We start from the raw sequence: 23,544 nt of genomic DNA, 5'->3' as shown, positions 1-23,544 counted from the left end.
GACCGGTTCGCGAAAAAGTACAGATCGCGATGAACGCGGGCGCTCCGGGCGTCGTAAGGACGGGTGAACCCCTCCTGCGTGGGAGGGGCATCGGACGAAGACGACCTCGAGGAGAACACCGTGGGACTCACCCGCACCGCCGCAGCAGCCGCCGCCGGAGCCCTCGCCCTGTCCGCCGTCGGCGTGGGAGCCGCTCAGGCCCACCAGGGCGGAGGCAAGGGGCACGGGGGTGGCCAGAGCGTGGTCGGTCTGGCCTCGGGAGGCACAGCGCTCGTGCAGCTGAAGGTGCGCAAGGGCGTCCACGCCGGAGCGACAGCCGGGGTCTCAGGGCTCCAGGGAGACGCGAAGCTCGTGGGCATCGACCACCGCGTGCAGGACGGCAAGCTCTACGGCGTCGGAGACAAGGGCGGCGTCTACACCCTCGACGCCGGCAGCGGAACCGCCGCCAAGGTCGCCCAGTTGACCGTCGGCCTGGAGGGCAGCGCCTTCGGCGTGGACTTCAACCCGGCCGCCAACGCCCTGCGCATCGTCAGCGACACCGGCCAGAACCTGCGTCACCCGTTCGCGGCCCCCGGCGCCCAGACCGTTGCGGACACCCCGCTGAACTCGCCGACAGCCACCCCGCCGGTCCAGGGCACGAAGGGCGTGACGGGCGCGGCGTACACGAACAACGATACGGCCGACAGCACGGGGACCGTCCTCTACGACATCTCCACGGGCACCGACCAGCTGCTCGTCCAGTCGCCCGCCAACTCCGGCGCACTGGTGCCGGTGGGTGCGCTCGGCGTGGACGCGCAGGGCGAGGCGGGTTTCGACATCCTCTCCGAGCTACGCGACGGCAAGGCGGTCGGCGCGAAGGCGTGGGCCTCGCTCACGGTCGGCGGAAAGCCAGGCCTCTACGAGATCAACCTCGTCAACGGTTCCGCCTCCAAGGTCGGCGACCTGCCGGGCGGCGTGACCGACATCGCGGTGCCGCTCGCGCGCTGAGCACCGCGCACGACGGAGCGCCGCAACGGAGCCGCGGGCGTCGGGCCGGAGGAGGGACCCGGCCCGACGCCCGCACGTCACCCCTCGTGATCATGGACGTAGTGCACAACCACCGCCGTGATCATGGGCGGTCGGCCACCTCGCTCTGCGGCGCAGACGCGGCGGACGGCATCGCGGCGAGGATTGCCTCACAGTCGCGCTGGAGTTCGAGGCAGAACCATCCCCACAGGACCGCCAGCACACTCGCGCCCACCAGGACCCACGTGGCAGCCGCCATCTCGGGCGCCCCCAGCGCGAGCCGCTCAACGATCGCCACCGCCAGCCCGAACGGCGCAGCCGCGAGGAGCAGCCGTCCCATGATCCTGGGAGTCACTCGCTGGCTCCAGGAACGACCGCGCGGCGCCAGCGTCACCATCGCGAAACGCTGGGCTGCCGCCGTGGCCGCATCGTCATCGGTGAGCTGACCACGGCGAGCCGCCTTCACGACCTCGAGGCGCTGTCTCGTGGGCACCTGCTTCCACGCGCGCGACGCGTCTCGACGTTCGGCCGAGCCAACGACCCCCAGGTCAGCTGCATCCACCGACACAGGATGCACGATCGTTCGAGGGTGGCGGACTCCCATGATCATGGCTGCGAGTGTGCATAACTCCCATGATCACGGTGGGATCTGTGCACAGATTCCATGATCACGGACGGGGGGTGGTCTCCTTGTGCAGCGTCCCCGCGCGGCGCATCGCGGCGCGGGCGCGCTTGCGGTCCCCCGCGGCGTCGTACGCGCAGGCCAGCCGGAACCACGAGCCGAAGTCGTCAGGAGCCGCCTCGGTCTCGGCGCGATACCGCTCGAACGCCGCGTCGGCGGCTGCCCGCTCGATGCGGCCGGCCTCGTTGCGGGGCAGGTCGTCAGGGGGCAGCCGCCCCTCGGAGGCCAGCTGCCGAGCCATCGCCTCGGTCCGCACCCCGAACAGCAGCTCGCGGCCGATAGCCCACACCACGACCAGCGGCAGGATCAGCACGCCGATCCCCAGCGCCACGGCCACCGGCTCACCGCTGGCGATGAGCACCACCCCACGCTGCCCGAGCAGCACGAGGTAGAGCAGCATCGCCGCCAGCAGAAGGCCGATGACGGCCTTGGTCTTCACCTCAGACGCCGAGCAGGTGCTCGAGGCCCACGGTCAGCCCCGGTCGCGAGGCCACCTCACGCACCGCGAGCAGCAGCCCGGGTGCGTAGGCGGTGCGGTCGGTGGCCTCGTGACGCAGCGTGAGCATCTCGCCGTGGTTGCCCAACCAGACCTCCTGCGCAGCCATGACGCCAGCCATCCGCAGGCTGTGGACGGGCACGCCCTCGACGTCGGCGCCGCGCGCCCCGTCGACGGCGGACGTCGTCGCATCGGGCGCGGACGCCGTCCCTGCCGACCGGCGCGCCGCCGCAATGAGCTCCGCCGTCCGCACCGCCGTCCCGCTCGGCGCGTCGACTTTGGCAGGGTGGTGCGCCTCGATGACCTCCACCGAGGTGAACCATCGGGCCGCAGCCTCGGCGAAGCGCACCATGAGCACCGCGCCGATGGCGAAGTTGGGGACGACGACGACGCCGGTGCCCGCGGGCGCCTCGTCCAGCTGCGCGCGCAGGCGGCCCAGCGCGGCCTCGTCCCACCCGCTGGTGCCGACCACCACGTGCACGCCCGCCGCCACCAGACCCGCGACGACGCCCGGCGACGCCGACGGCACCGACAGGTCCACCGCCACCTGGGCACCAGCCTCGCGGGCGAGGGCCGCTGGGTCGTCGCTACGACCGGCGCGGGCCACGAGCTGCAGGTCGGGAGCTGACTCGACGGCGTCGCACGCCATCCGCCCCATCTTCCCGCCGGCTCCGACCACGATCACGCGCGTGCTCACGGGACCACCGCCACAGGGTCGGACTCGAACGGACCGACCACCGTGAGGTGGTGCGGCGCCGCCCACAGCTCGGCGGCGAGCTGCTGCACGTCGTCGGCGGTGACCGACGCGGCGCGTGCCAGCGCGTCCTCCAGGGACAGGTACTCCCCGTGCACGAGCTCGGCCTTGCCGAGCCGCGACATGCGGGAGCCGGAGTCTTCCAGGGCCAGCACCGTGCCGCCGGAGACCTGGCCGATGGCCCGCTCCAGCTCACCGGGCCGCAGTCCGTTGGCGGCCAGCTGCTCCCACTCGCGGGCCAGCAGTTCCACCACCTCGGGCACCCGGACGGGAGTGCAGCCGGCGTAGACGCCGAACAGGCCCGCGTCGGCATACCCGGAGGAGAAGGAGTACACGGAGTACGCCAGCCCGCGGCGCTCGCGCACCTCCTGGAACAGGCGGCTGCTCATGCCGCCACCCAGGATGGCGTTGAGGACGGCGAGCACGTGCCGGCGGGGGTCGCCCGCGCGCAGCCCAGCGCCACCGAGGACGACGTTGGCCTGCTCCGTGGGCCTGTCGATGGTGAGCACCGAACCGCCGGGCAGCCCGTCGGAGATGCTCCGGTGCTCGCGCCCACCGGAGCCGCGCCGCGGCAGGGGCGCGCGCTGGTCCTGCGGCCAGCCGGCACCCGCGAGGGCCTTGGCGACGGCGTCGCACACGGCGTCGTGGTCGAGCCCACCCGCGGCGGTCACCACGAGGCCCGGTGCGGTGTAGTGCTGCTGGTAGTGCTCCCACACGGCGTCGCGGGGTACGTCGAGGATGGTCTGCGCGGTGCCGCCGATGGGTCGCCCCAGCGGCGTCTCGGCTCCGAAGACCTGCTCGGTGAACCGCTCGTGGGCGACGTCGACGGGGTCGTCGTCGTTCATCGCCAGCTCCTCGAGGATCACCTGGCGCTCGCCCTCGAGGTCGTCGGGGTCGAGCGTGGCGGAGGTGACCATGTCGGCGATGACGTCGACGGCGAGCGGCAGGTCCGCGTCGAGCACCCGCGCGTAGTAGGTGGTGTGCTCCTTGCCGGTGGCGGCGTTGGACTCCCCGCCCACCGCGTCGAACGCCGCGGCGATGTCGAGAGCACTGCGCGTGGCGGTGCCCTTGAAGAGCAGGTGCTCGAGGAAGTGCGTGGACCCGTGGTGACCGTCGGCCTCGTCACGGGAACCGACGCCCACCCAGGCGCCGAGGGTCGCCGAGCGCAGACCGGGCACCGCCTCGGTGAGCACCCGGACGCCTCCGGCCAGGACGCTGCGGCGCACGGTGGAACCGTGCCCGTCAGCGGCCTGGCCGGAGAGGGTCAGGGTGCCCTCCTGCTCCAGGGGCAGGGGGACAGCCGTCATATCAGCGGATCAGTCCCTCAGATCGCCGCGGCCGGGACCGCGTCAGCGGCAGAGGCGGCCTCGGCCGCCTCATCCACCACCGGCGACAGGCTGAGCTTGCCGCGCGGGTCGATCTCGGTGATCTCCACCTGGATCTTCTGGCCCACGGAGACGACGTCGTCGACGGACTCCACGCGCTTGCCGCCGGCCAGCGCGCGCATCTTGGAGATGTGCAGCAGGCCGTCCTTGCCCGGCGTCAGCGAGACGAAGGCGCCGAACGCGGTGGTCTTGACGACCGTGCCGACGTAGCGCTCCCCCACCTCGGGCATCTGCGGGTTGGCGATGGCGTTGATCGCGCTGCGCGCGGCCTCCGCCGACGGGCCGTCGACGGCGCCGATGTACACGGTGCCGTCGTCCTCGATGGAGATGTCGGCGCCGGTGTCGTCCTGGATCTGGTTGATCATCTTGCCCTTGGGGCCGATGACCTCGCCGATCTTGTCGACCGGGACCTTCACGGAGATGACGCGCGGTGCGGTGTCCGCCATCTCGTCGGGGGCGTCGATGGCCTCGGCCATCACCGACAGGATGTGCAGGCGGGCCTCGCGAGCCTGGGTCAGCGCGCCGGCCAGCACCGAGGCGGGGATGCCGTCGAGCTTGGTGTCGAGCTGGATCGCGGTGACGAACTCGGCGGTGCCGGCCACCTTGAAGTCCATGTCACCGAACGCGTCCTCGGCGCCCAGGATGTCGGTGAGTGCCGCGTAGCGGGTCTCACCGTCGACCTCGGCCGAGACCAGGCCCATGGCGATGCCCGCGACGGGCGCGCGCAGCGGCACACCGGCGTTGAGCAGCGACATCGTGGAGGCGCAGACCGAGCCCATCGAGGTGGAGCCGTTGGAGCCCAGCGCCTCGGAGACCTGGCGGATGGCGTAGGGGAAGTCCTCGCGGCTCGGCAGCACCGGCACGAGCGCACGCTCGGCCAGGGCGCCGTGGCCGATCTCGCGACGCTTCGGGGAGCCGACGCGGCCGGTCTCGCCGGTGGAGAACGGCGGGAAGTTGTAGTTGTGCATGTAGCGCTTGCGCGTCACCGGCGAGAGTGTGTCGAGCTGCTGCTCCATGCGGAGCATGTTCAGCGTGGTGACACCGAGGATCTGGGTCTCGCCGCGCTCGAACAGCGCCGAGCCGTGCACGCGGGGCAGCACGTCGACCTCGGCGGCGAGCTGGCGGATGTCGCGCAGGCCGCGGCCGTCGATACGGGTGCCGTCACGCAGGATCTGCTGACGCACGAGCGACTTGTTCAGGGAGCGGAAGGCGGCCGAGACCTCCTTCTCACGCCCCTCGAACTGACCGGCGAGCGCCTCGATGACCTTCGCCTTGGCGGCGTCGGTGGCGGCCTCGCGCTCCTGCTTGTCGGCGATGGCCAGGGCGGCGGTCAGGTCAGCGGTGCCGGCGGCCTTGACGGCCTCGTACACGTCGTCCTGGTAGTCCAGGAAGCGGGGGAACTCCACGGCCGGCTTCTGCGCGGCGGCGGCCAGCTCGGCCTGGGCGCGGCACAGCTCGGCGATGAACGGCTTGGCGGCCTCGAGGCCCTGAGCGACGACCTCTTCGGTCGGCGCCGGGGCGCCACCCTTGATCTTGTCCCAGGAGGTCTCGGTGGCCTCCGCCTCGACCATCATGATCGCAACATCAGCAGAGCCGTCGCCGCCCGTGACCACCCTGCCGGCCACGACCATGTCGAAGACAGCGCGCTCGATCTCGGAGTGGCGCGGGAACGCGACCCACTGGCCGTCGATGAGGGCGACGCGCACGCCACCGATCGGGCCGGAGAACGGCAGGCCAGACAGCTGCGTCGACGCGGACGCGGCGTTGATGGCCAGCACGTCGTACGGGTCGTCAGGGTGCAGCGCGAGCACGGAGATGACGACCTGGACCTCGTTGCGCAGACCGCTCACGAAGGAGGGGCGCAGCGGGCGGTCGATGAGGCGGCAGGTGAGGATCGCGTCGGTGCCGGGACGGCCCTCGCGGCGGAAGAACGAGCCGGGGATCTTGCCCGCGGCGTACATCCGCTCCTCGACGTCGACGGTGAGGGGGAAGAAGTCGAAGCCGTCGCGCGGGTGCTTGCCGGCCGTGGTGGCGCTCAGCAGCATCGTCTCGCCGTCGAGGTAGGCGACGACGGAGCCGGCGGCCTGCTTGGCGAGGCGGCCGGTCTCGAAACGAACAGTGCGGGAGCCGAACGTGCCGTTGTCGAGGACGGCGGTGCTGGCGGAGATCTCGGGACCCTCCATGGGGTTCCCTCTCTTTCTCTCGGTGTCGGTTGACCACACCGGGAGCGAGCGGGCGGACCGGCCATCGATCGAAGCCGCCGGTCCGCCCCGTCCTCCGAGGAGCTCGGGGTTGGGGTTCCGGCGGCCACTGTCGAGGACCGGGCCTCGCGCGCACCACCCGGTGGAACTGGGAAGTCTGAAACGCGTGAAGTGCAGCGACCCCCGGCGCGGGCCGGGGGTCGCGGTGGGTCAGCGGCGGATGCCGAGGCGCTCGATGAGCGTGCGGTACCTGCTGATGTCCGTCTTGGTCAGGTACTGCAGCAGCCGGCGACGCTGGCCGACGAGCAGGAGCAGGCCACGACGGCTGTGGTGGTCGTGCGGGTGCTCCTTGAAGTGCTCGGTGAGGTCCTTGATGCGCTGCGTCAGCAGCGCGATCTGGACCTCCGGGGAGCCCGTGTCGCCCTCGGCCGTGGCGTACTCGGACATGATGCGCTGCTTCGTGGTGGCGTCAAGGGGCATGGCGCGGCACTCCTCGTGGTGTCTCGTTGCGCGGCGCTCCGGGGCTGGTCCACCCGGGCTCTACAGTCCGCGGCCGATCGAACGGCGCTCTCATGTTACAGCCGCGCGAACAGGCCCAAATCCACCGGCCACTGCCTGGCTGCGGGCTCAGCACTCCACGGGGTGCTCGGCAAGCACCTCGCGGCACCGCACGACGTCGGCGTCCATCTGGTCGATGAGGGCCTGCGCGGAGTCGAACCGCAGCGTGGGCCGCAGCAGTTCGACGACGTCGACGCCCACCCGCTCGCCGTAGAGGTCCAGCTTCGCGGAGGCCTCGGGCCCGACCAGGGCGTGCGCCTCCAGGCGCCGCTCCAACCCGTCGAACGTGGGGTTGGTACCCACCGAGATCGCCGCCGGCAGCACCCGACCGCCGCGGGCGGCGGCCTCGGCGTCGCTGAGGCCGGCCAGGTCCAGCCGCACGAGCCAGCCGGCGTAGACGCCGTCAGCGGGGATGACGACCTCGACCTCGCCGAGGTTGGCTGTGGGGTAGCCGAGCTCTCGGCCGCGGTGGTCTCCGTGGACGACGACACCCTCGACCCGGTGCGGCCGGCCCAGCTGCACCGCAGCCGCCCCCGCCTGCCCCTCGGCGAGCAGCTCGCGCACCCAGGACGAGCTCCAGCGGCGCTCGCCGTCGTCGTCGTCGCCCTGACCGTCGCCGTGGACGTCTTCCAGGGCGACGGTGTCGAAGCCGTGCTGCCCGCCCAACTCACGGAGGGTGTCGAGGGAGCCTGCACCGGCGCGCCCGAACCGCGCGTCGCGCCCCGCGCAGACCACCCGCGCACCCAGCGCTCCGACCAGGACGTCGGCCACGAAACGCTCCGGGGTCCAGCTGGCGAGCTCGGGCGTGAAGGGCAGCACGAGGACGGCGTCGAGCCCGGTCTGCTCCAGCAGCTCCAGCTTGCGCCGCAGCGTGGTGAGCAGCGGCGGGGCGTGCTCCGGGCTGAGCACGGCCAGCGGGTGCGGGTCGAAGGTCACGGCCACCGCCTGAGCGTCGAGCGCACGCGCCCGCGCCACCACGGCCCGCAGCACGCTGGCGTGGCCGCGGTGCACGCCGTCGAAGTTGCCGAGCGCCACCACCGACGGGCCGAAGCCCGCCGGAACCTGCTCCAGGCCTGACCACTGCTGCACGCCCGACAGTCTGGACGCCGCGCCGCCGTCGCCGTCCAGCGGGTGCGCCAACGAGCACCCCGACGGATCATGGGGAGATGGCAGGAATCCTCGACAAGCTCACCCGCTTCGCCCGCAGTCCCCAGGGGCAGCGGGCCATCAGCACCGCCACCCGCAAGGCGCAGGAGATGGCGCGCGACCCGAAGAACCGCTCGAAGATCGAGCAGCTCCGCTCCCGCCTCGGCGGCCGCGGATCGGGCGGCACCACTCCCCGCTGACCCCCGCTGACCCCGCAGAGCCCCGCTGGTCCCCCGCTGACTGCGTCAGCGCCGGGGGTCAGCGGGGCTCGCAGGCCGCGGCGAGATCCCCCTGGTACGCGAGCACCGTCGGACCCCCGGCGCACACGACGCTGCGGCCGGGCTCCATCGCGGCCCGCGCCTCGCGCTCGTCGTTCGGCACCGCCAGGCCCAGCAGTGATTCCAGCGCCCCGGGGCCGGTGAGCCGGTCCACGCGGGTGTCCTCGGGGTCAGTGCCAGCGCCCTGGGCGGCGCGGCGGTAGGCCTCGTCGTATCCGAGCACGGCGTCAGCCAGGCCGACATCCACGGCGGTCTGCGCGTCGTAGAGGTAGGCGCCGAGTTCGTCCTTGATGCGTTGCGCGGGGATGTCCCGGCCCTGCGAGACCCACCCGACGAAGGCGTCGTACTCGCGCGCCAGCCCGGAGGTCCACACGGCCCGCTCCTCGGCGGTCATGTCGCGGTAGGGGTTGCCGAAGTCCTTGCCCTTGCCCTGGGACAGGTACTCCTGCGTGATGCCGCCCTCGGTGGTGACGCCGGGTGCCAGTAGCGACCCGGGGATGCCCGTGACGTCGCGGTAGCGCTCGAAGGGCCCCGAGACCACGCCGATGCTGCCGACCAGGCTGCCGTGATCGACGACGACGTCGTCCGCGCCCGCCATGGCGTACATCCCGCCGGAGGCCGACAGCCCCTGCACGAAGGCCGTGACCTTGTGGCCCGTGCGCTTCTGGTAGCGCTCCACGGCGTCGGCGATGGCGCGGGAGCCGTGGATCGTGCCGCCGGGGGTGTTCATCTCGAGCACGAGGCCGTCGGCGTCGCCGGGGCCGAGCTCGTCGATGGTGCGGGCGACGTCGTAGCCGTAGGTGGCGGTGCCGAACGTCGCGCCGTCGCCGGTGCCGCCGAGGATCATGCCGGTCACCGGGATCGCGAGCAGGCGGCCGGAGGCCTCGGGGTCACCCCAGACGGTCTCGGTGGGGAGCTGGCCCGCGGCGCCACCAGTCGAGCCGCTCACCCCGGCGACGCCCGCCACGAGCGTGGCGACCAGCGCTCCGCCCACGAGCAGGGAGATCGCCCCGAGCACGAGTCCCGCTCCCAGGCTGGCCCCCAGGCCGAGCCCGAACCCGCGGCGGAACCCGCCCCGCTGCCGCGGCGCCTGCACCGAGGCGGTGGGGTTTGCGAATCGGTGCGGGGGCAGCGAGGGCGGGACATGCTCGGGCGGGGGCGGTCCGTAGGGGTCGTATGGGGGCGGCGTGCTCACGGTGACGCTCCGTCGTGGGTTGGCGGCAGTGCGTCGACCGTATCCGTCGTCGTCCCCCAGCACCCGCCAGCGATCATGCAGAAGACCCGCACCGTGGGCGCTGGGGTGCGGGTCTTCTGCGTGATCAGGAAAATCAGGTCATCAGGACGACGACGAGCCGCCGCGTGACGGCACGGCCAGCGCCACCTCGTCGTCCGTGAGCAGCCGGGACCGGATGAGGAACCTCACGCCCTCCGGCGCCTCCAGGCTGAACCCTGCCCCGCGGCCCTTCACCACGTCGACCGTGAGGTGGGTGTGCTTCCAGTACTCGTACTGGGAGGCGGACATCCAGAACGGCGCCCCGGCCACCTCCCCCAGCAGGACGTCGGCCTCGGAGGTGATGAAGTCGCCCGCGGGGAAGCACATCGGCGACGACCCGTCGCAGCAGCCACCGGACTGGTGGAACATCACCGGTCCGTGCTGCTCGACCAGCTGCGCCACCAGGGCCGCCGCCTCGGGAGTGATGTCCACCCGCGAGGCGGCGACCCCTGCTGGGGCAGGCTCCATCAGAAGAAGCCGAGCTTGTCCGGCGAGTAGCTGACCAGCATGTTCTTCGTCTGCTGGTAGTGGTCGAGCATCATCTTGTGGTTCTCGCGGCCGATACCCGACTGCTTGTACCCGCCGAACGCCGCGTGCGCCGGGTAGGCGTGGTAGTTGTTCACCCACACCCGGCCGGCCTGGATGCCACGGCCCAGGCGGTAGGCGGTGTTGGCGTCGCGGGTCCACACGCCAGCGCCGAGGCCGTAGAGCGTGTCGTTGGCGATGCGCAGGGCGTCGTGCTCGTCGGAGAACCTCGTCACCGAGACCACCGGGCCGAAGATCTCCTCCTGGAAGATCCGCATCGAGTTGCTGCCCTCGAAGATCGTCGGCTCCACGTAGTAGCCGTCGGGCAGGCCGTCAACGGACCGCTTGCCGCCGCCGGTGCGCACGGTGGCGCCCTCCTCGCGGCCGATCTGCAGGTAGCTGAGGATCTTCTCCTGCTGGTCGTTGCTGGCCTGCGCGCCGATCATCGTGGCGGTGTCGAGCGGGTCACCGGAGACGATGGCCTCGACGCGCTTCGTGGCGCGGTCCATGAACTCGTCGTAGATCGACTCGTGGACGAGGGCCCGCGAGGGGCAGGTGCAGACCTCGCCCTGGTTGAGGGCGAACATCGTGAAGCCCTCGAGCGCCTTGTCGAGGAAGTTGTCGTCGGAGGCCATGACGTCGGGCATGAAGACGTTGGGGCTCTTGCCGCCCAGCTCCAGCGTCACCGGGATGAGGTTCTGCGAGGCGTACTGCATGATCAGCCGCCCCGTCGTCGTCTCACCGGTGAAGGCGATCTTGGCGATCCGGTCCGAGGACGCCAGCGGCTTGCCCGCCTCCGCGCCGAAGCCGTTGACCACGTTGAGGACACCGTCGGGCAGCAGGTCGCCGATGAGCTCGATCACCTTGAGGATCGACCACGGCGTCTGCTCGGCCGGCTTGAGCACCACGCAGTTGCCCGCCGCGAGCGCGGGGGCGAGCTTCCAGACGGCCATGAGGATCGGGAAGTTCCAGGGGATGATCTGCCCGACCACGCCCAGCGGTTCGTGGAAGTGGTAGGCGACCGTGCTGTCGTCGATCGGCGAGATGCCGCCCTCCTGGGCACGGATGCACCCGGCGAAATAGCGGAAGTGATCGACGGCGAGCGGCAGGTCGGCGTTGAGCGTCTCGCGGACGGCTTTGCCGTTATCCCAGGTCTCGGCGACCGCGAGCTCCTCGAGGTGCTCCTCGATCCGGTCGGCGATCCTGTTGAGGATGGTGGCGCGCTGCGCGGGGCTGGTGCGGGCCCAGGTGTCCTTGGCGCCGTGCGCTGCCTCGAGGGCCAGGTCGATGTCGGCCTTGGTCGACCTGGCGACATGGGTGAAGACGTGTCCGGTGACGGGCGAGACGTTGTCGAAGTAGCGGCCCTCGATCGGCGGGACCCACTTGCCGCCGATGTAGTTGTCGTACCGCTCCTCGTAGCTGACGAGAGCGCCGTCGGTGCCGGGCTGGGCGTAAGCCATCGCGAACCTCCTGCTCGACCTCAGTGTCGTGCTCCCCGGAAGGGGATGCCCCGATGCTGTGGTGCGCGCGGTTGGCAGCAGGTTGGTCGGCTGGCTGGCCGGGTGACCTGGTCGACTGGCTGGTCGGCTGGCTGCTCCGGTGAGCTGGTCAGAGGTCGGCGGCGGCCAGGCGCGCGGCGAGCAGTGCCCGCGACGGCGCACCGAGAGGCGCGGCGGCCAGGGCCACCTCGAGCACCTCGGCGTCCCACGGGCAGGTGCGCGCCCACCGCAGCGCGGCCTCGGGCGCGGGGGTGGCCAGCAGCGCCTCCCGCACCGCGCAGGTGACGTAGCTGGCGTGCTGGCGCAGCTCGGGTGACTCGGTGCCGGCCAGCAGCTCCCCGCCGTACCGCTCGGCGGCGGTGGTGGACTCCCCCTGGGCGACAGCGTCCAGCACGGCGTCGACGTCGGTGCGCACGGGCAGCGCCAGGCGGTAGGGCCGTGATGTGAGGGCGCCGCCGAGCGCGGCACGCACGTGGCTGACCTCGGCCTTGAGGGTGGAGGTGGTGACGGGGGCGTCGCCGTACAGCGAGGCGTGCAGCTCGGGCAGCGACATCCCCTCCGGGTGGAGAGCGAGCAGCGCCAGCACCTCGAGCTGCCGTCGCGTCAGCTGCAGGCGCCGCCCGCCCAGGCGGGCCTCCCCGGCGCCGAGCAGGCGCAGCTCCAGTAGCTGCCCGGTGGCCCCTCCGGTGGCGCTCCCCACCGGACGGGCAGGGCCGCCGTCGTCGTCGTGTGACATCGCGCTGGAGGCGGCGTGCTGCACGAGCTGCGCCAGGGCCCCGACGGTGGCCGGCCCCAACGGATGGGCCCGGTCCCAGGTCGTGGACAGGTCGACGACGCCGAGCGCGCGGCCCGTGCGCTCGTCGTACACGGGCGCCGCCCAGCACACCCAGCCCTCGACGGCATGCGCGAAGTGCTCGGCCGACCACACCGTGGAGAGGGTTCCGGTGCGCAGGGCGAGGTCGAGGGCGTTGGTGCCGACGCTGGCCTCGTCCCAGCGGCCACCCGGGGCGAAGCCCACGGACTCGGCGCGGCGGCGCATCACGCGCCCGGCGGAGGTCCACAGGATCCGCGCGGAGGCGTCGGTCACGGCGACGACGAGGTCTCCGTCGACGGCGGTCTGCTCCAGCTGCGGGCCCATGACCCGCACGGCATGCTGCAGCGGCGAACCACGCCAGACGCGCTCGACGTCGTCGGGATCCGACATCGGGGCGACATCGAGGTCGGGCGCGACGGTGGCCGCCGACCTCGCCCAGCTGGCGCGGATCTCCTCGCGCACCGCCGCCGGCCCGGGGGTCAGGGCGCGCAGCGCGCCACGCGCCGAGGCGATCGCGGCACGGCGTCGCCGCGCCTCCACCGTCACCGTCACTGGGCCTCCCGGTAGCACCGCCCGGCGTCATCGCGCGAGCGTGGGCTCAGGGTAAGCGCCGGGGTCGGGGCGTGCCAGGGCTGCCCGAACCTGTCTCCTTCCCGCCTGGTCAGCTAGCTGGTCAGCTAGCTGGTCAGCTAGCTGGTCAGCAAGGTGGCCAGCCGCCTGGTCAGCCGGGTGGTCAGCCGAGGTCGGCCGGGTCCGTGAGCACGAGCACGGGGCGGATCGCGCCGTCACGGTGCTCCACCAGCGCCACGAGGTGGTCTCCGGGCCCGAGCACCGCCACCGGCGCGGCCCCCGGGTCGGCTGACCCGGCCGGCAGCTCGACGTGACCGGGCGCGAGGCGCTGGCCCATGGCAAGGCGCCGCGCCAGCGCCTCGTCGACGTGCGCCACCGCGAAGACGCGGCGGGCGGCGTCGGCGAGGCCGAGCAGGTGGGGCGCGGCGCCGTCGTCCACCAGGCGGTCGAGGGCGACGGCGTCGTCCACCGTGAAGGCCCCGACGCGGGTGCGCCGGAGCGCCGTGAGCGACCCGCCGACGCCCAGCGCCGCGCCAGCGTCGCGAGCCAGGGCCCTCACATAGGTGCCGGAGCTCACGACGACGCGCACGTCGGCGTCGAGCGCCGCGACACCCGGCGCTCGCTCGTCCCGGGTGGGGCGAACGTCCAGCACATCGAAGGCGCTGACCACCACGGGGCGCGCGGCGAGCACCACCTCCTGCCCGGCTCGAACCAGGGCGTGGGCGCGCTGCCCGTCGACCTTCTTGGCGCTGACGGTGCTCGGCACCTGGTCGAACGCGCCCGTCAGCGCCGCGACGGCACGCTCGACGTCATCCCGGCCGAGGTGGGAGGCGTCGGCACGGGCCAGCACGTCGCCGTCGGCGTCGTCGGTGTGCGTGGTCACTCCGAAGCGGATCGTCGCGAGGTACTCCTTCTCGGCGCCGACAAGGTGCGTGAGCAGGCGGGTCGCTCGTTCGACCCCCACGAGCAGGACGCCGGTGGCACCGGGGTCGAGCGTGCCCGCGTGCCCGACCCGCCGGGTGCCGGCGGCGCGGCGCACCCTCGACACGACGTCGTGGCTGGTCATCCCCGCGGGCTTGTCGACGACCACCAGGCCGCTCGGGGCGGGGCCTTTCCGGCTCGGCTGCACCCGGACACCCTGGCAGGCCACCTCGTGGGTCCGTGCAGACGGTCGGTGCAGACGGTCGGTGCAGACGGTCGGTGCAGACGGTCGGTGCAGACGGTGGGTACGGACGGTGGGTACGGACGCTGGTTGCCGACGACCGATGCACGCCGTTCCCGGGAGGGCCGATCATGTCGTGGTGATCTCCCCTCTCTCCGCGGCGCTGCGAGGGCTCCCACCGGTGGCAGCGCCGCAGGAGCTCGGGCGGACCACCGGAGCGTTCTACGCCGCCGGCGGCGTGATGACCGTCCTCGCCGCCCTGGCCGACCCCGGCGCCAGCGGCTGGCTGTTCGTCCTCGGTGTGGCCGCCATCGCAGCGGGAGCGCTGCTGTTGACCGCGGTGACCGGTCGCCGCGTGCCCCGGGGCGGTTTCCACGTGCTGGTGGGGGCCGGCACCGCCCTCACGACCCTGGCGGTGCTGGTGGCTCCGAGCACGAGCACGGCGCTGGTGGTGTCCACGGCGTACTTCTTCGTGGCGGTCGACACCTTCTCCTACTTCCGCAGGATCCCGGGCATGGCCCAGCTCGCCCTGCTCCTGGCCGCCGCCGCCTGGTGCACCACCGAGCGCGGCGTCCCCCTGAGCAGTGCGCTCGCGCTGTGTGTGGCACTGACGACGACGGCGAGCGTCGCCGGACATCTGGCGGCACGTGCCGCGCGAGCCTCCCACGACCCGCTCACGGGTCTGCTCAACCGCCGCGGCTTCGAGAGGTCGCTCGAGGTGGCGGTGGTGGAGGCGGAGCGCACCGGCGGCGCGCTCAGCGTGGCCCTGGTCGACGTCGACGCGTTCAAGGCCGTCAACGACGGCCGCGGGCACGCCGGTGGCGACGCACTGCTGCTCACCATCGCCGAGGAGCTGCGCTCCTCCCTGCCCGCCCACGCGCTGATCGGCCGCCTGGGCGGCGACGAGTTCGCCATCGCCCTGCCCCGTTCCGAGGGGCCCGCGGCCGCAGCCGTGGTGGAGACCGCCCGGAGCGGGGTCCGGCACCCGCTGTCCGCGGGAGTGGCGTCGCGGCTCGCGCGGGAACCAGCGAGCGAGTGCTTGCGGCGAGCGGACGCCGCCCTCTACGAGGCCAAGCAGCTCGGGCGCAACCGCACGGCGCGTGCCCGCGCGTCCACCGGAACCCTCGCCCGAGACCTCGCCGCGGCCCTGGCCGACCCTGACGGCGGTGGTCTGCGCGTGGTGCTCCAGCCCCTCGTGGAGCTCCCCAGCGGACGAGTCAGAGGACTGGAGGCGCTCGTGCGGTGGAACCACCCCGAGCGCGGTGAGCTCTCCCCCGCGCTCTTCGTCCCGGTGGCCGAGCAGACAGGGCAGATCATCGCTCTGGGCGCCCTGGTCCGCCGAGCGGCCTTCCGCGACGTCGCCGCCCTGGCCTCCCGCATGGACGACACGCGCATCGTCAGCGTGAACGCCTCCGGTCACGAACTCGTCGAGCCCGACTACGCAGATGCGGTGCTGGAGGGGCTCGCCGACGCGGGACTCGATGCGACGTCCCTCGTGCTGGAGGTCACCGAGAGCGTCGTGGAGGGCAGCACGGCGCGGGCCCTCGACACCCTGACGCGGCTGCGCGCGCAGGGGGTGACCGTCGCCGTGGACGACTTCGGCATCGGGTACTCGACGTTCTCGCGCCTGGACGCGCTCCCCGCGGACTACCTGAAGCTCGACCGCGCCTTCCTCGACGGAGCCGTGGACTCACCGCGACGGCGCGCGCTGCTCGAGACCGCGCTCGGCGTCGGCCGGGCGCTGGACCTGCCGGTGGTCACCGAAGGTGTGGAGACCGCCGAGCAGGCGCAGCTGGTGGTCAGTCTCGGATGCCGGTTCGCCCAAGGCTACTTCTTCAGCTGCCCGCTCCCGGCGGAGCGGGTGCTGGAAGAGCTCCCCCACGACGACGACGGACGCCTGACCACCCGGCCGGTGCCCGCCCCCGCCGAGGTCTAGCGGGTCCCGTCGGTGCCGGCAGCGTCGTCGTCGCCAGCGTCAGCGCCATCGTCGTCGGTGTCCGTGTCGTCGTCCTCGTCGAGGTGTTCGACGGGCTTGCGGTACGGGTCGGCCTCGCCCGCGTAGGTCGCACCGTTCGCCAGTGCGGCCACCTCGGCGTCGCGAGCGGCGGTCTTGACGAGCATGTCGTCGAAGTGGGCGGAGGTCTCCGGGAGGGCGTCGGCGATGAACTCCAGCGTCGGGGTGAGACGCACGCCGGTGCGGCGGCCCACCTCTGAGCGCAGCACGCCCTTGGCGCTCGCCAGCGCCGCTGCCGTGCCGGCGCGGGCCTCGTCGTCGCCGTAGACGGTGTAGAAGACCGTCGCGTGCTGCAGGTCACCGGTCACGCGGGCGTCGGTGACGGTGATGAAGCCGAGGCGGGGGTCCTTGATGCGTCGCTCGAGGGTCTCGGCGACGACGACCTTGATGCGGTCGGCGAGCTTGCGGGCGCGGGCCGGGTCGGCCACGGCTACCTCCAGGTGGGTCAGTCGTCGTCAGTCGTCGTCACTGTGGATCATGGTGTGGGAAGAGAGGATCTGGACCTCCGGGTCGTCGGTGACGACGCGCTCGGCGGCGTCCAGCACACGCTGCACGTGGGCGACATCACCGGCGACGACGGCGACCGACAGCTCGGCCCTGCGGTGCAGGTCCTGGTGGCCGGTCTCGGCCGCGCTCACCTCGAGCCGCTTGAGCTGGGCGAGCAGCGGGCGCACCACGGCCCGCTTGTGCTTGAGGGAGTGGACGTCGCCCAGGAGCAGGTCGACGACGAGGGCGCCTACGTACACGGTGTGTCGCTCCGCACGGAAGACCCCGCGGTGATCATGGGCAGTCGACCACCCTGAGGTGGCCGACTGCCCATGATCACGCTGAGGGGATCAGGCGCGGGGCTTCTCCCGCATCTCGTACGTCTCGATGACGTCGCCCTCCTTGATGTCGTTGAAGCTGCCCAGGCCGATACCGCACTCGAAGCCGTCACGGACCTCGGTCGCGTCGTCCTTGAACCGCCGCAGCGACTCGATCGTGAGGTCGTTGCCGACCACCACGCCGTCGCGGGTGACGCGCGCCTTGGAGTTGCGGCGGATGGTGCCGCTGCGCACGAGCGAACCTGCGATGTTGCCGAACTTGGAGGAGCGGAACACCTCGCGCACCTCGGCGGTGCCGAGCTGCACCTCCTCGAACTCCGGCTTGAGGAGGCCGCGCAGGGCCTGCTCGACGTCGTCGATGGCCTGATAGATCACCGAGTAGTAGCGCATGTCGATGCCCTCGCGCTCGGCCAGTTCGGCCACGCGCTCGGCAGGACGCACGTTGAACCCGATGATCACGGCGTTGTCGACCGTGGCGAGGTTCACGTCGTTCTGGGTGATGGCACCCACGCCGCGGTGGATGATCCGCAGCTCGACGTCGTCGCTGACCTCGATGCCCAACAGGGCATCCTCGAGGGCCTCGACCGAACCGGAACCGTCACCCTTGAGGATGAGGTTGAGGGTCTCGACCTTGCCGGCCGCCAGGGCCTCGTTGAGGTCCTCCAGGCTGATGCGCTTGCGGCGCTTGGCCAGGCTGGCCGCGCGGGCGGCCGACTCGCGGCGCTCGGCGATCTGACGGGCCGTGCGGTCGTCCGGGGCCACCAGGAAGGTGTCACCGGCGCCGGGGACGGCCGTGAGACCGAGCACGAGGACCGGGCGCGACGGCGTGGCCTCCTCGACCGGCTTGCCGTGCTCGTCGAGCATGGCGCGGACGCGGCCGAAGCCGTTGCCCGCCACGATCGCGTCACCGACGCGCAGGGTGCCGGACTGCACGAGCACCGTGGCGACAGGACCACGGCCCTTGTCGAGGTGGGCCTCGATGGCCACGCCGCGGGCGTCCTTGTCGGGGTTGGCCCGCAAGTCGAGCGCTGCGTCGGCGGTGAGCAGCACGGCCTCGAGGAGGTCGTCGATGCCCTGCCGCTTGAGCGCGCTGATCTGCACGAACATGGTGTCGCCGCCGTACTGCTCGGCCACCAGGTTGTACTCGGTCAGCTGCTGCATGACCTTGTCGGGGTTCGCGCCCTCCTTGTCGATCTTGTTGACCGCCACCACGATCGGCACGCCTGCGGCCTGCGCGTGATTGAGGGCCTCGATCGTCTGGGGCATCACGCCGTCGTCCGCCGCGACCACGAGGATCGCGATGTCCGTCACCTGGGCACCGCGGGCACGCATGGCGGTGAACGCCTCGTGACCCGGGGTGTCGATGAACGTGATGGCGCGGTCCTCACCCTCGTGCACGGTGCGCACCTGGTACGCACCGATCGCCTGGGTGATGCCGCCGGCCTCGTCCGCCACCACGTCGGTGGAGCGGATCGCGTCGAGCAGCTTCGTCTTTCCGTGGTCGACGTGGCCCATGACGGTGACCACCGGCGGGCGGGGCGCCAGGTCGTCGTCGTCCTCGGCCTCGAGCTCGGCGTCGAGGTCGATGTCGAAGCCGGCCAGGAGCTCGCGCTCCTCGTCCTCCGGGGACACGATCTGCACGTCGTAGCCGAGCTCGGCACCGAGGGTGCGGAAGGTGTCCTCGTCGAGGGACTGCGTGGCGGTGGCCATCTCACCGAGGTGGAACAGCACCGTCACCAGCGACGCGGGGTTGGCGTCGATGCGCTCGGCGAAGTCGGTCAGCGAGGCGCCGCGGCGAAGCCGGATGACGGTGGTGCCGTCACCACGGCGAACCTGCACACCGCCGACGCTCGGGGCCTGCATGGCCTCGAACTCCTGGCGCTTCGCGCGCTTCGACTTGCGACCGCGGACCGGACGACCACCGGAGCGGCCGAACGCACCCTGCGTGCCGCCGCGACCGCGACCGCCCTTGCCGAAGCCACCACCAGCGGGGCCGCCGCCGGGACGACCCGGAGCGCCACCGCCGCCACCCGGACCACCCGGACCACCCGGACGGCCGGGGCCGCCGGGACGACCCGGAGCGCCACCGCGAGCGGGAGCGCCCGGACGGCCGACCGAGGAACGGCCCGGCATCATGCCGGGGTTGGGACGCGGACCACCGGGGCGGGGCCCACCCGGACGCGGACCGCCCGGACGATCACCGGCACCGGCCGCGGGAGCAGCGCCGGGCGCCCCCGGAGCACCGGGGCCCTGCGGACGCGGAGCGCCCGTACGCATGCCCTGGCTTGGCGCGAAGGGGTTGTTGCCCGGACGGGGAGCGCCGGGGCGCGGAGCGCCACCGCGCATGCCCTGGCTGGGCGCGAAGGGGTTGTTGCCGGGACGCGCCGGGGCGCCCGGACGGGCACCGGCGGGAGCTCCGGGGGCGCCGGGGCCACCGGGGCGCGGCGCGGAGCCGGGAGCCGGACGGCCACCGGGAGTCGGAGCGCCAGGAGCGCCCGGCCCACCCGGGCGCGGCGCGGCGCCGCCCGAAAGCGGACGTCCCGGTGCGGCAGGCGCAGCCTGAGCAGCAGAAGCCGGACGAGCCGGAGACGGGGCGGCCGGAGACGGTCCGGCGGCGGGCCGGGCCGGCGTCGGCTGCGGGGCGGCCGGGGCCGCGGGAGCAGCCGGGGACGGCGCGGCGGGCGCACTGGGCGCCGACGGCGCGGCAGCAGCCGGACGCACGGGCGCGGGGGCTACGGGAGCGGACGGGGCCGCGGTGCCGGCGGAGGGGCTCGGCGCCGGAGCGGCGGGCGTCATGCGCGGGCCAGGGCGCACCGCACCGGGGGCCGAAGGGACCGCGGGCGCCGACGGTGTCGGCGCGGGGGCGCTGGGCGCTGCCGGGGCCGGCGCGCGGCGGGCAGAAGCCTGGGCGCCGCTGTTCGCGGCGTACTCCGACTTCAGCTTGCGCACAACGGGAGGCTCGACGGTCGAGCTGGGGGACTTCACGAACTCGCCCATGTCCTGCAACTTGGACATGAGCGTCTTGCTCTCTACTCCGAACTCCTTGGCGAGTTCATATACCCGGACCTTTGCCACTGTTCTCCTCGTCCGGTCCGGGCCGGACAGGCTCGGACCGTGGTCAGTACTGGGGGGTGCTCATCGCTGGAGGCTCATCGGGTGCCCATCAGGTGATGACCCGCTCTCGGTTCTCGTAGATGGCTGGACAGTTATCTGGATTCACTGCTGGATCGACGCGTGCATCGACTGCTCGTTCGACCCCACGTGCTGCTGCAGGTGCTCTCGCACCGCGCCCGCGTCGAGCGGACCCTCCAGCCGCAGGGCCCGGGGGAACGCACGCCGGCGCTCTGCGAGCTCCAGGCACGCCAGCGCAGGGTGCAACCAAGCTCCCCGCCCTGGCAGCCGGGCGCCGGGATCGGGAACGAGGACCCGACGGGCCTCGCTCCGGTCCGCGACGACGCGCAGCAACCGCGACCGGTCACCGCGCTGACGGCAGCCCACACACGTCCGCTGCGGCTCGGCAGGAGCTGCTGACGGGGTCGGGGACTGCCCGGCGAAGCGCCCGGCAGTCACCAGTCTAACGCTCCCGGCGTCCGACGGCTTCCGGCCGTCCGGAGGGCTCTTCGGCGTCAGAGCGGATATCGATGCGCCAGCCGGTCAGGCGCGCGGCCAGGCGAGCGTTCTGCCCCTCCTTGCCAATGGCGAGGGAGAGCTGGAAGTCGGGGACGACGACGCGGGCGGCTCGCGCGGCGGCGTCGACCACCTCAACCGACACCACGCGCGCCGGGGAGAGGGCGTTGCCGACGAAGCGCGCCGGGTCGTCGTCCCAGTCGACGATATCGATCTTCTCGCCGTGCAGCTCGGCCATGACGGCGCGCACGCGGGCACCCATGGGGCCGATGCAGGCCCCCTTGGGGTTCACGCCCTGGCGGGTGGCTCGCACGGCCACCTTGGAACGGTGCCCGGCCTCGCGGGCCAGCGCCATGATCTCGACGGTGCCGTCGGCCACCTCGGGCACCTCGAGCGCGAACAGCGCACGGACCAGGTCGGGGTGGGTGCGAGAGACCGTGATCGACGGCCCCTTGGGGGTCCGGCGCACCGAGACGACGAACGCGCGCAGCCGCTGGCCGTGCGGGTAGGACTCCCCCGGCACCTGCTCGCTGGGGGGCATGACGGCCTCGATGCCGCCGACCTCCAGGTGGACGAGCCGTGGGTCGTGACCCTGCTGGACCACGCCGCTGATGATGTCGCCTTCACGACCGGCGAAGGCCCCGAGCACCTGCTCGTCCTCCGCGGCGCGCAGCCGCTGGATGATCACCTGGCGTGCGGTGCCCGCGGCGACCCGGCCGAAGCCCTTGGGGGTGTCGTCCCACTCGCGGAGCACCGTGCCGTCCTCGCCGAGCTCCGCGGCGAGCACGACGACGTGACCGGTCTTGCGGTCGAGCTCAACCCGCGCGCGGGGCTGGGAACCCTCGGTGCGGTGGTAGGCCACGAGCAGCGCCTGCTCGATGGCCGTGACCAGCACGTCGAGGGGCACCTCGCGCTCGCGCTCCACGGCGCGCAGCGCCGCCATGTCGATGTCCACGTCAGTCCTCGTCCTCGTCCAGCTCGTCGTCGGCTTCGTCGTCTGCGGCGTCCGGCTCGTCGGGGGACCCTGCGGCACGCCCGAACTCCACCTGCACCCGCCCCGTGCCCAGCTCGTCCCAGGCGACGTGGCGCTGCTCGCCGTCGACATCGAGGACCACGCCGTCGTCGTCGACGGTGAGCACCCGGCCCGTCGTCGCGACGCCGGCCACCGGCACCGCGACGAGGCGCGTACGCGCCCGCGGCCAGTGCCGGCGCTGCGTGAGCGGCCGCGAGACGCCCGGCGAACCCACCTCGAGCACGTACGGACGGTCACCCAGGACGCCGTCCACCGAGTCCATCGCGGCGCTCACCGCACGCGAGACCGCGGCCAGCTGGTCGGAGGAGACCGCGCCGACGGCGTCGTCGGGGAGGTCGACGACGACGCGCACCACCGTGCGGGCACCGGCGCGAGCGAGCTCGACCTGCTCGAGCACGAGGCCGCTGCTGACGACGGCGGGCTCGACGGCGGCGACCACGCGGTCGTGCACGGCCTGGGGGGCTGGCACCGGGACTCCTGGGTTCTCGGACGGCTGAGCGAGGCGTCGCCGGGCCCGACCGCACACGGGCGGGGGCGCAGCGGCGACCCGAGAACCCTAGTCGCCGCGCGAGGGTGCCAGAACCGCTCGGACTGCCGGTCGGACTGCCGGTCGGATGAGCCGAGTGAGCGCGGTGGCAGGATCACGGAGCGTGCCGACCTCCCCCTCGCGGCGCGCCGTGCTGGCCGTCCTCACCGCGTCCGCCGCTGCGGGCCTGGCCGGCTGCTCGACGCCCTGGGGCCGGTTGAGGGTGCAGCCGCCGGGCGGCGACCCGCCTCCCACCACACCACCCCCTGGCCCTGACGAGCTGGCCCGTCGCGCTGCGGTGAGCGCGGTCACCGCAGCGCTCGTGCGGGTCGGGGGGCTGGATGCGGCGCACAGTGGACCGCTGAGCGCAGCCCTCGGCGAGCAGCTGGCGGCGCTGGGTGAGACCCCGCCGCCCACCACGCCCTCCCCCACCCCCTCGGCAACGGCAACGGCAACGGACACACCGACGCCGGCCACACCGACGCCGGCCACGCCGGCGGACGTCGCGAGCCTGCTCCAGCAGGCGGCGCAGACGGCCACCGCCGACCTCGCGGAGGTCTCCGGTGGCAGCGCCCGCCTCCTGGCGTGCCTGGCGGCGGGCCTCGAGGTGGCGCGCAGCTGGCTGCTCGGTGACGCGGCGGCGCAGCCGGAGCCGTCGGGCAGCGGCACGCCGTCGTCGTCCTCCGAATCCTCCTCCGCCGCGGTAGAGCCCTCCGGCTCGTCGACCACGGCCGCGCAGTCCCGCGAGCAGGGAGCCCTCGCTGCGGCGCTGGCGGTGGAGGAAGCCGCGCAGTACGGCTACGGCGTGGTGGCCGCGCGGCTGTCCGGGGCGCAGCGCGGCATCGCCGTCGGGCGGCTCGCCGAGCACGAGCAGCTCGTGGAGCAGCTCCGCGACGACCTGCTCGCCCTCGGCGCCCAGCCACCGGCGCCGCAGCCCGCGTGGACACTGCCCTCCCCCGTCACCGACGCGGCGAGCGCGCTGGCGCTGGCCCAGCAACTGGAGGGCGCGTCGGCGGGGGCGTGGGCGGACGTCGTGGATGCCGCTGCTCGCCAGCGCCGCGCCGCTGCGGCCGGGCAGGTGCTCGCCGCCGCGCGACGCTGGCAACGCTGGCGCGCCGAAGCCGGGGTGGCGGGACTGGTCGCGCTGCCGGGCCTGTCGGGACGCTGACACC

22 protein-coding genes are annotated in these 23,544 nt (G+C 73.1%); 4 read left to right on the top strand and 18 right to left on the bottom strand.

Annotated features, from left to right (window positions below; translation table 11 throughout):
• The first annotated feature begins 78 nt into the window (after positions 1 to 78).
• A complete protein-coding gene (locus BXY45_RS02250) occupies positions 79 to 987 on the top strand; it encodes a DUF4394 domain-containing protein (protein ID WP_211319148.1) in 909 nt (302 codons plus the stop codon).
• A gap of 121 nt (positions 988 to 1,108) precedes the next feature.
• Here the strand turns inward: BXY45_RS02250 and BXY45_RS02245 are convergent, their stop codons facing one another.
• From BXY45_RS02245 to BXY45_RS02215, 7 genes are all read right to left on the bottom strand, one after another.
• Entirely contained in the window at positions 1,109 to 1,615 is a 507-nt protein-coding gene (locus BXY45_RS02245) for a hypothetical protein (protein ID WP_170131267.1), read from the bottom strand.
• 58 nt (positions 1,616 to 1,673) lie between these two features.
• Entirely contained in the window at positions 1,674 to 2,126 is a 453-nt protein-coding gene (locus tag BXY45_RS02240) for a hypothetical protein (RefSeq protein ID WP_109772615.1), read from the bottom strand.
• Position 2,127: 1 nt separating this feature from the next.
• A complete protein-coding gene (gene dapB, locus BXY45_RS02235) occupies positions 2,128 to 2,880 on the bottom strand; it encodes a 4-hydroxy-tetrahydrodipicolinate reductase (protein ID WP_211319147.1) in 753 nt (250 codons plus the stop codon).
• The gene (locus BXY45_RS02230) at positions 2,877 to 4,244 is read right to left on the bottom strand and encodes a M16 family metallopeptidase (protein WP_109772614.1); all 1,368 of its coding nucleotides are present in this window, start codon (positions 4,242 to 4,244) and stop codon (positions 2,877 to 2,879) included. Before BXY45_RS02230 ends, dapB begins: the two co-directional genes overlap by 4 nt.
• A gap of 17 nt (positions 4,245 to 4,261) precedes the next feature.
• A complete protein-coding gene (locus BXY45_RS02225) occupies positions 4,262 to 6,505 on the bottom strand; it encodes a polyribonucleotide nucleotidyltransferase (RefSeq protein WP_109772613.1) in 2,244 nt (747 codons plus the stop codon).
• 228 nt (positions 6,506 to 6,733) lie between these two features.
• The gene (rpsO, locus tag BXY45_RS02220) at positions 6,734 to 7,003 is read right to left on the bottom strand and encodes a 30S ribosomal protein S15 (RefSeq protein ID WP_109772612.1); all 270 of its coding nucleotides are present in this window, start codon (positions 7,001 to 7,003) and stop codon (positions 6,734 to 6,736) included.
• A 147-nt stretch (positions 7,004 to 7,150) separates the two neighbouring features.
• Positions 7,151 to 8,170 (bottom strand): bifunctional riboflavin kinase/FAD synthetase, encoded by a 1,020-nt coding sequence (locus BXY45_RS02215; RefSeq protein ID WP_109772719.1) that lies wholly within the window; start codon positions 8,168 to 8,170, stop codon positions 7,151 to 7,153.
• Positions 8,171 to 8,247: 77 nt separating this feature from the next.
• Between BXY45_RS02215 and BXY45_RS02210 the strand changes: the two genes are divergently transcribed.
• Positions 8,248 to 8,427, top strand: a complete 180-nt coding sequence (locus tag BXY45_RS02210) for a hypothetical protein (RefSeq protein ID WP_109772611.1) — start codon at positions 8,248 to 8,250, stop codon at positions 8,425 to 8,427.
• Positions 8,428 to 8,485: 58 nt separating this feature from the next.
• On the opposite strand, the gene BXY45_RS02205 is transcribed toward BXY45_RS02210, so the two are convergent.
• From BXY45_RS02205 to truB, 5 genes are all read right to left on the bottom strand, one after another.
• Positions 8,486 to 9,700 (bottom strand): S49 family peptidase, encoded by a 1,215-nt coding sequence (locus BXY45_RS02205; protein WP_170131266.1) that lies wholly within the window; start codon positions 9,698 to 9,700, stop codon positions 8,486 to 8,488.
• Positions 9,701 to 9,841: 141 nt separating this feature from the next.
• On the bottom strand, positions 9,842 to 10,246 hold the full coding sequence (locus tag BXY45_RS02200; RefSeq protein WP_109772609.1) for a DUF779 domain-containing protein: 405 nt from the start codon (positions 10,244 to 10,246) through the stop codon (positions 9,842 to 9,844).
• Positions 10,246 to 11,763: an aldehyde dehydrogenase gene (gene adh / locus BXY45_RS02195; protein ID WP_109772608.1), complete on the bottom strand. Its 1,518-nt coding sequence runs from the start codon at positions 11,761 to 11,763 to the stop codon at positions 10,246 to 10,248. Before adh ends, BXY45_RS02200 begins: the two co-directional genes overlap by 1 nt.
• A gap of 148 nt (positions 11,764 to 11,911) precedes the next feature.
• On the bottom strand, positions 11,912 to 13,168 hold the full coding sequence (locus tag BXY45_RS02190; protein WP_109772607.1) for a helix-turn-helix domain-containing protein: 1,257 nt from the start codon (positions 13,166 to 13,168) through the stop codon (positions 11,912 to 11,914).
• Positions 13,169 to 13,349: 181 nt separating this feature from the next.
• Positions 13,350 to 14,315 (bottom strand): tRNA pseudouridine(55) synthase TruB, encoded by a 966-nt coding sequence (gene truB, locus BXY45_RS02185; RefSeq protein WP_109772606.1) that lies wholly within the window; start codon positions 14,313 to 14,315, stop codon positions 13,350 to 13,352.
• 172 nt (positions 14,316 to 14,487) lie between these two features.
• Between truB and BXY45_RS02180 the strand changes: the two genes are divergently transcribed.
• Positions 14,488 to 16,284, top strand: a complete 1,797-nt coding sequence (locus BXY45_RS02180; RefSeq protein ID WP_170131265.1) for a putative bifunctional diguanylate cyclase/phosphodiesterase — start codon at positions 14,488 to 14,490, stop codon at positions 16,282 to 16,284.
• On the opposite strand, the gene rbfA is transcribed toward BXY45_RS02180, so the two are convergent.
• The 6 genes from rbfA to BXY45_RS02150 all read right to left on the bottom strand — a co-directional run bounded on the left by rbfA (position 16,281) and on the right by BXY45_RS02150 (position 22,315).
• Entirely contained in the window at positions 16,281 to 16,790 is a 510-nt protein-coding gene (gene rbfA / locus BXY45_RS02175; RefSeq protein ID WP_109772604.1) for a 30S ribosome-binding factor RbfA, read from the bottom strand. The genes BXY45_RS02180 and rbfA overlap by 4 nt on opposite strands.
• A 27-nt stretch (positions 16,791 to 16,817) precedes the next feature.
• Complete coding sequence (locus BXY45_RS02170) at positions 16,818 to 17,108, bottom strand: DUF503 domain-containing protein (RefSeq protein WP_109772603.1); 291 nt, start codon at positions 17,106 to 17,108, stop codon at positions 16,818 to 16,820.
• Positions 17,109 to 17,198: 90 nt separating this feature from the next.
• Entirely contained in the window at positions 17,199 to 20,261 is a 3,063-nt protein-coding gene (gene infB, locus BXY45_RS02165) for a translation initiation factor IF-2 (RefSeq protein ID WP_109772602.1), read from the bottom strand.
• 141 nt (positions 20,262 to 20,402) lie between these two features.
• Complete coding sequence (locus tag BXY45_RS02160; RefSeq protein WP_109772601.1) at positions 20,403 to 20,756, bottom strand: YlxR family protein; 354 nt, start codon at positions 20,754 to 20,756, stop codon at positions 20,403 to 20,405.
• Between the two features lie 4 nt (positions 20,757 to 20,760).
• Positions 20,761 to 21,768, bottom strand: a complete 1,008-nt coding sequence (nusA, locus tag BXY45_RS02155) for a transcription termination factor NusA (RefSeq protein WP_109772600.1) — start codon at positions 21,766 to 21,768, stop codon at positions 20,761 to 20,763.
• A 1-nt stretch (position 21,769) separates the two neighbouring features.
• Entirely contained in the window at positions 21,770 to 22,315 is a 546-nt protein-coding gene (locus BXY45_RS02150; RefSeq protein WP_109772599.1) for a ribosome maturation factor RimP, read from the bottom strand.
• Between the two features lie 181 nt (positions 22,316 to 22,496).
• Between BXY45_RS02150 and BXY45_RS02145 the strand changes: the two genes are divergently transcribed.
• Entirely contained in the window at positions 22,497 to 23,540 is a 1,044-nt protein-coding gene (locus tag BXY45_RS02145; RefSeq protein WP_170131264.1) for a DUF4439 domain-containing protein, read from the top strand.
• The last annotated feature ends 4 nt before the right edge of the window (positions 23,541 to 23,544 follow it).

Origin of the sequence: Quadrisphaera granulorum (assembly GCF_003149145.1) — a bacterium.
Classification (GTDB): domain Bacteria; phylum Actinomycetota; class Actinomycetes; order Actinomycetales; family Quadrisphaeraceae; genus Quadrisphaera; species Quadrisphaera granulorum.
The sequence above is the reverse complement of the archived record's forward strand: the minus strand, read 5'-3'. Positions and strand labels throughout refer to the sequence as shown.

Bases quoted from the DNA above. Each gene is read 5' to 3' on its own strand.
- BXY45_RS02200 (WP_109772609.1), bottom strand. From the start codon at position 10,246: ATGGAGCCTGCCCCAGCAGGGGTCGCCGCCTCGCGGGTGGACATCACT.
- BXY45_RS02225 (WP_109772613.1), bottom strand. From the start codon at position 6,505: ATGGAGGGTCCCGAGATCTCCGCCAGCACCGCCGTCCTCGACAACGGC.
- rpsO (WP_109772612.1), bottom strand. From the start codon at position 7,003: ATGCCCCTTGACGCCACCACGAAGCAGCGCATCATGTCCGAGTACGCC.
- BXY45_RS02245 (WP_170131267.1), bottom strand. From the start codon at position 1,615: ATGATCATGGGAGTCCGCCACCCTCGAACGATCGTGCATCCTGTGTCG.
- adh (WP_109772608.1), bottom strand. From the start codon at position 11,763: ATGGCTTACGCCCAGCCCGGCACCGACGGCGCTCTCGTCAGCTACGAG.
- BXY45_RS02230 (WP_109772614.1), bottom strand. From the start codon at position 4,244: ATGACGGCTGTCCCCCTGCCCCTGGAGCAGGAGGGCACCCTGACCCTC.
- BXY45_RS02210 (WP_109772611.1), top strand. From the start codon at position 8,248: ATGGCAGGAATCCTCGACAAGCTCACCCGCTTCGCCCGCAGTCCCCAG.